The organism is Streptococcus sp. 27098_8_99 (assembly GCF_041431935.1).
GTDB classification, from domain to species: Bacteria; Bacillota; Bacilli; order Lactobacillales; family Streptococcaceae; genus Streptococcus; species Streptococcus parasanguinis_D.
Genome location: NZ_JAPVYQ010000020.1, coordinates 22,399 through 28,594, shown reverse-complemented (window position 1 = coordinate 28,594; position 6,196 = coordinate 22,399). Strand labels below are relative to the sequence as shown.

8 protein-coding genes are annotated in these 6,196 nt (G+C 39.5%); 5 read left to right on the top strand and 3 right to left on the bottom strand.

All coding sequences use genetic code 11. From position 1 onward, the window contains the following. Positions 1-79 precede the first annotated feature (79 nt). The 3 genes from ntdP to O3605_RS09795 form a co-directional block, all read right to left on the bottom strand. The gene (ntdP, locus tag O3605_RS09805) at positions 80-613 is read right to left on the bottom strand and encodes a nucleoside tri-diphosphate phosphatase (protein WP_013903172.1); all 534 of its coding nucleotides are present in this window, start codon (positions 611-613) and stop codon (positions 80-82) included. A 109-nt stretch (positions 614-722) separates the two neighbouring features. Continuing rightward, positions 723-1,505, bottom strand: coding sequence for a recombination regulator RecX (recX, locus tag O3605_RS09800; protein WP_371586063.1), 783 nt, complete (start codon positions 1,503-1,505; stop codon positions 723-725). A gap of 10 nt (positions 1,506-1,515) precedes the next feature. Next, the gene (locus O3605_RS09795; protein WP_049498318.1) at positions 1,516-2,292 is read right to left on the bottom strand and encodes an aminoglycoside 3'-phosphotransferase; all 777 of its coding nucleotides are present in this window, start codon (positions 2,290-2,292) and stop codon (positions 1,516-1,518) included. 55 nt (positions 2,293-2,347) lie between these two features. Between O3605_RS09795 and rlmD the strand changes: the two genes are divergently transcribed. The 5 genes from rlmD to O3605_RS09770 all read left to right on the top strand — a co-directional run bounded on the left by rlmD (position 2,348) and on the right by O3605_RS09770 (position 6,097). After that, entirely contained in the window at positions 2,348-3,700 is a 1,353-nt protein-coding gene (gene rlmD / locus O3605_RS09790; protein ID WP_049474394.1) for a 23S rRNA (uracil(1939)-C(5))-methyltransferase RlmD, read from the top strand. A gap of 32 nt (positions 3,701-3,732) precedes the next feature. Then, a complete protein-coding gene (locus O3605_RS09785) occupies positions 3,733-3,969 on the top strand; it encodes a DUF1858 domain-containing protein (protein WP_049474395.1) in 237 nt (78 codons plus the stop codon). Beyond that, a complete protein-coding gene (locus O3605_RS09780) occupies positions 3,966-5,312 on the top strand; it encodes a DUF438 domain-containing protein (RefSeq protein WP_049474396.1) in 1,347 nt (448 codons plus the stop codon). Before O3605_RS09785 ends, O3605_RS09780 begins: the two co-directional genes overlap by 4 nt. 2 nt (positions 5,313-5,314) lie before the next feature. Further along, positions 5,315-5,569 carry a DUF1912 family protein gene (locus O3605_RS09775; protein WP_013903179.1) on the top strand — a complete coding sequence of 85 codons (255 nt, stop codon included), beginning with the start codon at positions 5,315-5,317 and terminating at the stop codon, positions 5,567-5,569. Between the two features lie 180 nt (positions 5,570-5,749). Further along, complete coding sequence (locus O3605_RS09770) at positions 5,750-6,097, top strand: helix-hairpin-helix domain-containing protein (protein WP_049498321.1); 348 nt, start codon at positions 5,750-5,752, stop codon at positions 6,095-6,097. Positions 6,098-6,196: the final 99 nt, after the last annotated feature.

Sequence of the window (6,196 nt, the reverse complement as noted above, 5' to 3'; positions counted from 1 at the left end):
TATATTAAAAGAGTCTAATGATGTCATTAGATTTTTTTTTATAATTTACAAGAAAAAAGAGCTTGCGCTCTTTCCAACTTTATTTATTTCGCAGTTCAACATAACGGTTATACCATATTTTGATATATTCCTCTGAAAAAGGACCTTTGTTTTGGTTTATCCAATCTACTAGTACTTTTACATTTTCTTTTAAAATATAGTCAATGTCATCTGAATAGTGCATTTTTTCTTTATGTTGCTCATATTCTTCAACATCTAACAATTTCTTTTCACCATTTGTAAAGACCTTGACATCGAGATCATAGTCGATATATTTTAAGGCCTCTTGGTCGATGTGAAAAGGACTTGCTAGGTTACAGTAGTAAGACACACCATTGTCACGGATCATGGCGATGATGTTAAACCAATATTTTTTATGGAAATAAACAATTGCTGGTTCACGAGTGATCCAACGTCTGCCATCACTTTCTGTAACAAGTGTATGATCATTTACTCCAATAATTGCATTTTCGGTTATCTTTAATACCATGGTGTCACGCCAGGTACGGTGTAAACTGCCATCATGTTTATAACTTTGAATTGTAATAAAGTCGCCTTCTTTAGGTAGTTTCATAACTTACCAACTTTCTACAATCTAAGTATATCCTCTATATTGTAACATATTTTTTTAATTTTTTTCTTATTTTTCTATTTTATTTTCAATTTGATTTTTGAATGGGAATTTATGAATCTAAAAATTCTCTAATGGCTGATGTTATATCAATATAATCGTACCCTTTTCTGGCTAATGCTTGGGTTAAACGTTGTTTTAGGTCATAGCCTTCATATTTTTTACTGTATTTACGGTATTGTTTTTCTAATTCTTTTAGGATGAGCTCATTGGTTGTTTCTTCATCTGCTTCTAGTTCAAGATTTTGGAATGCAATCTTTGCTTGGTTGTATGCAAAACCTTTTGAAATGAGTCCTTGGATGATTTTCGTTTCAATGGCTTTTAATGGGTATTTTCCTTGGTATTTCTTTTGGAGTTTTATTGCGGTACGGTTGATAACTTCTGTAAAATCATGGTCAGCAAGAATTTCTTGAAGGATAGATTTTGGGACCCCTTTTTGTTGAATTTTTTGTTGTAATAAGATAGGGCCTTTATCGCCACTGAGGAGGTTGGCCTCTATCAGGTTTCTGGCATATTGACGATCATCTAACCACTTTTCTTCTTTTAGGTGTTGGACAACTTTATCAATAATCTCAGTATCAATCTCATATTTTGTAAGGTAGTCTCGGACTTCTTTTGTTGTTCGAGCTTTAAAGGAAAGATGGTAAAGGGCCAGGTTTTTACCATAGGAGTATTGAGCAAACTCTTGGATTTCTTTTAATTCCTCTTCACTGATTGCTTTCTCTTTGGAAAGAAAATATTTGACGATGGTGTCTTCTGTAATATACAGTTTTTGATCATTGTCTAATTCAAGAAGGTAGAGTCTTTTTTTCTTTTCTAGTTTTGTAATTTTCATATTTTTTCTTTTATCCAAACGCTTCAAAGGCAGCAACGAGTCGAAGTTTATGTATATCGACCTGATCTCTTCCATAATAGTCAAGAAATAGTTCAGCGTATTTAGGATCTTGTAGGTTATAGTTGAGGGACCAAACTGCCCAAAAGAGGTCGATATGCCGGTCACTGAAATCAGCCAAACCAAGATCAATAAAGCAAGAGAATTGGTCAGCATCTTTTAGAATAAAGTTCGGTAGACAGGCATCCCCGTGAATAAAGGCATCTGTCTTTAAAAGGTGCCCATGTTCTTGGATGAGTTGGAAGGCCTCTTCGCGACTGTTGATTTGGAATTGGGGTAGGAGCGCCTTGGCATAGAACTCACCTTTTTCATAGTTTTTCAAGGCTCTTTCTTTATAGGCTTGTAAATGATTATCTGATGGAAAATTTTTCGGATTTAAGCTGTGAAGCTTTTTAAGAGCCTCTGCCATGGTACGGCAGATTTTTTCTGGCTGGTCTAAAAAAGCGAGAGCATCATGGCCAATAGCCTCTTTAGTCAGGAGGTAGTCTTTATCTTTAGATAGATATTCGATAACTGGAGTTCCCAGTCCTTTGGTTTCAAACCACCTTGCAATGCTAGCTTCTCGCTCTAATCTTCCCTTTTGATCTATTTTCAAGTAGTAACCTGAATCAAGATAGAGAACCCTTGCGCCTGAATGAGAAGAGCTATCAGAAAGAGTTGCTCCCTCTATATAAGTTCGTAATTGCTCAGGAAAATCCAATGGGGAGAAATGAGATGTCTTTGTATTCATGGTTTTATTGTAACATATTCTTAACCATTGAGAAACTACGTGGTATAATAGACTTATGAGTCTTAAAGTCAAACAAAAAATTCCATTAAAAATCAAGCGTATGGGGATAAACGGGGAAGGTATCGGATTTTTCCAGAAAACCCTTGTTTTTGTTCCAGGAGCCCTCAAGGGTGAAGATATCTTCTGCCAAATTACAAGTGTCAAGAAAAATTTTGCGGAAGCCAAACTCTTATCTGTGAATAAAGCGTCTAAGTATCGGGTGACACCCATGTGTGATATCTATGAGACCTGTGGGGGCTGTCAAATCATGCATTTGAAGTATGACAAGCAGCTGGAGTTTAAAACAGATTTATTGCAACAAGCCTTGAAAAAGTTCTCACCTGAAGGCTTTGAACAGTATGACATTCGGCCAACAATCGGAATGCAGGAGCCTCTTTACTATCGGGCCAAATTGCAATTTCAAACAAGGAAATTTAAAGGCCAGGTCAAGGCGGGTCTCTATGCTCAAAATTCACATTATTTGGTAGAATTAAAAGATTGTTTGGTTCAAGATCAGGTTATTCAAGCGATTGCCAATGATTTTGCGGATTTATTGACTTACTATCAGATTCCAATTGCTGATGAGCGTAAAGAACTGGGTGTCAGAACTATGATGGTTCGACGAGCTCGGAAGTCTGGTCAGGTTCAGATAATTGTGGTCACCAGTCGGCAGATTAATTTAAAGGATTTAGTGGAAGACTTGGTTAAGAAACACCCTGAGATTGTCACCGTTGCTGTTAATAAAAATACGTCTCGCTCCAGTGAAATCTATGGTGAACAAACACAGATTATTTGGGGTGAAGAGGCTATTCTTGAAGGCGTTTTGGATTATGAATTCTCCCTCTCTCCTCGAGCCTTTTATCAACTGAATCCGGAGCAGACTGAAGTCTTGTATAGTGAAGCGGTCAAGGCTTTGGATGTATCGCCAGAGGATCATCTAATTGATGCCTACTGTGGGGTTGGAACGATTGGGTTTGCTTTTGCTAATAGAGTGAAAAGTGTTCGGGGGATGGATATCATTCCTGAAGCGATTGAAGATGCCAAATACAATGCTAAACGGATGGGATTTGATAATACCCACTATGAAGCTGGGACGGCTGAGGAAATTATTCCCCGTTGGTACAAAGAAGGCTATCGAGCAGATGCAGTCATTGTGGATCCACCCCGTACGGGTTTAGGGGCGAAATTGATCGAGACCTTATTGCACTATGCACCTGACAAGATGGTCTATGTCTCTTGTAATGTATCGACTTTGTCAAGAGATTTGGTAGCTTTGACAAAGGTCTATCGGGTTGAATACATTCAATCAGTGGACATGTTTCCACATACGGCAAGGACAGAGGCTGTCGTGAAGTTAGTGAAGAAGTGAAAATGAACGAAATGAGTAAAGGAAATAGGAAAATGGACAATGTTATTGATGTATCGATTCCAGTGGCTCAAGTCATTGATCAACATCCGGAAGTATTGGACTTGTTGGTGGAGTTGGGCTTTAAACCTTTAGCCAACCCCATCATGCGTAATACAGTTGGGCGCAAGGTTTCCTTGAAACAAGGATCAAATTTAGAAGGTACCCCCATGGAGAAGATTGTACAAACGCTAGAAGCTAATGGCTATGAAGTAGTGGGGCTAGACCAATGAGTGATGAACGAATTCATGTCTTGAGAGATATCTTATTAGACCTGCATCATGGAGCCTCTCCTGAGTCGGTCCAAGAGCGCTTTGATGCGACCTTTGCAGGGGTTTCTGCGATTGAGATCTCTCTCATGGAGCATGAACTGATGAACTCCGATGCAGGGGTTACTTTTGAAGATGTTATGGAGCTTTGTGATGTCCATGCCAATCTCTTTAAGAATGCGGTTCAAGGGGTCGAAGTAGCAGATACTGACCACCCAGGGCATCCTGTTCAAATCTTTAAACAGGAGAACTTAGCCCTTCGAGCCGCTATGATGCGGGTACGTCGCTTGCTAGACAATTATGAGACGACTGAGGATCCTGAGATGATTCAGGAGATTCATAAGGGCTTGTTACGTCAGCTGGGCTTGGTGGGTCAATTTGACCGGCATTACCGTCGTAAGGAAGAGTTGATGTTTCCGATTATGGAAAAATATGGTCATGATTCCCCACCAAAAGTGATGTGGGGAGTAGATGACCAGATTCGGGAACTCTTTGCTAAAACTTTGGATGCGGCAAAGAAATTACCGGATTCTAGCATTTCTGAAGTCAAGGAACGCTTTGAAGCCTTTGCACAAGAGTTTGAGGGCATGATCTTCAAGGAAGAGTCGATCCTCTTGATGATTTTGCTGGAGTCCTTTACCCAGGATGACTGGCTCTCCATTGCAGAAGAAAGTGATGCTTATGGTTATGCCATTATTCTCTCAAGTGAGAAATGGGTGCCGAAACGTGTGGACTTCAAGGAAGAAGGAGCAAGAGAGTCAGAGAGTTCAACTGAACCGCTTCCTTCTTCAAAAGGAGATGAGCACCGTCAGGTCATTGAGACTCCTGAGGGACAATTGACGATTACCTTCACGCCTAAGAAAAAAGAAGAGAGCTTCGATCGCAAGCAGCCACAAGCTTTTGGTCATGGATTTTTATCGGTGGAGCAAGCGAATTTAATCTTGAACCAGTTACCAATGGAGATCACCTTTGTCAATAAGGATGAAATTTTCCAATATTACAATGATGCTGCGCCTTTTGAGGAAATGATTTTTAAGAGGACGCCATCGCAGGTAGGACGCAATGTTGAGCTGTGTCACCCACCGAAATATTTGGAGAAGGTCAAAGCCATCATGCAGGGGCTTCGTGAAGGGAAAAAAGACAAGTATGAAATGTGGTTCAAATCAGAATCGCGTGGGAAATTTGTCCATGTCACCTATGCAGCAGTGCGTGATGAAGCGGGAGACTTTCAAGGCGTCTTGGAATATGTTCAGGACATTCAACCTTATCGGGAGATCGATACGGATTTTTATAGAGGAATGGAATAAAGATGAGTTACGAAACAGAGTTTATGAAGGAGTTTGAGGAGTGGATCAAGACCCAAGTTATGATCAATGAAATGGCTCTCGAAGAAAGTAAAAAGGTTTTTGATGAAGACCAGGACGAACGAGCTAAAATAGCCATGATTCGCTATGAAAGCCGTTTAGATGCTTATCAGTTCTTGCAAGGAAAGTTTGAAAATTTCCATGCTGGAAAAGGATTTCATGATTTACCAGATGGCCTCTTTGGTGAAAGAAAATATTAAAATGGCCTTATTGAAGGCGTTTTACTAGCTAGATTCACCTGAAAATTGTGCAATGACTTGATTTTTTAGGGGATTGTGATACAATAAAAAAGTTGAAATGACATCAACGGATTTTTGAATGGAATTATGGTGATGAAACCTTGTTGCCTTAGGAATTGATCACTGAATTTAGGAGGAAAAATGGCAAAGAAGAACGTAAACCGTGCGAAACAATACAAACATCAAAATAGACATCTTTTGAAAAAAGCTGTCGCAACTGTAACTGCAGCTGTGAAAGAAGCACCTAAAAAGGTTGAGAAAGCTACAAAAGCAGTGGCGAAAGAAGTGAAACATGCGGCTTCTTCAGTGGAAGAATTTGCTGCAAGTTTGGAAGGTGTGGCACTTGATCGTGCGCAAACATTCTATGATGAAGGTATTCGCTCTGTTGCGGACTTCGCAAACTGGACAGAAAAAGAGTTGTTGGCCCTTAAAGGAATCGGCCCAGCTACAATCAAGAAATTGAAAGAACTCGGCGTTAAATTTAAATAATCGCTTTTGTGATTTCTTGCTATTTCCAGGAAAACTTGCTAAAATGAACCTATTAGAGGTGTTTTGAATCCCACATTTTACAGAAAGTGGCGGTGCTGA

What these genes read in the sequence shown, in the direction of transcription:
- O3605_RS09775 (WP_013903179.1), top strand. Translation starts at nt 5,315, where the DNA reads ATGAGTTACGAAACAGAGTTTATGAAGGAGTTTGAGGAGTGGATCAAG.
- O3605_RS09785 (WP_049474395.1), top strand. Translation starts at nt 3,733, where the DNA reads ATGGACAATGTTATTGATGTATCGATTCCAGTGGCTCAAGTCATTGAT.
- ntdP (WP_013903172.1), bottom strand. Translation starts at nt 613, where the DNA reads ATGAAACTACCTAAAGAAGGCGACTTTATTACAATTCAAAGTTATAAA.
- O3605_RS09795 (WP_049498318.1), bottom strand. Translation starts at nt 2,292, where the DNA reads ATGAATACAAAGACATCTCATTTCTCCCCATTGGATTTTCCTGAGCAA.
- recX (WP_371586063.1), bottom strand. Translation starts at nt 1,505, where the DNA reads ATGAAAATTACAAAACTAGAAAAGAAAAAAAGACTCTACCTTCTTGAA.
- O3605_RS09770 (WP_049498321.1), top strand. Translation starts at nt 5,750, where the DNA reads ATGGCAAAGAAGAACGTAAACCGTGCGAAACAATACAAACATCAAAAT.
- O3605_RS09780 (WP_049474396.1), top strand. Translation starts at nt 3,966, where the DNA reads ATGAGTGATGAACGAATTCATGTCTTGAGAGATATCTTATTAGACCTG.
- rlmD (WP_049474394.1), top strand. Translation starts at nt 2,348, where the DNA reads ATGAGTCTTAAAGTCAAACAAAAAATTCCATTAAAAATCAAGCGTATG.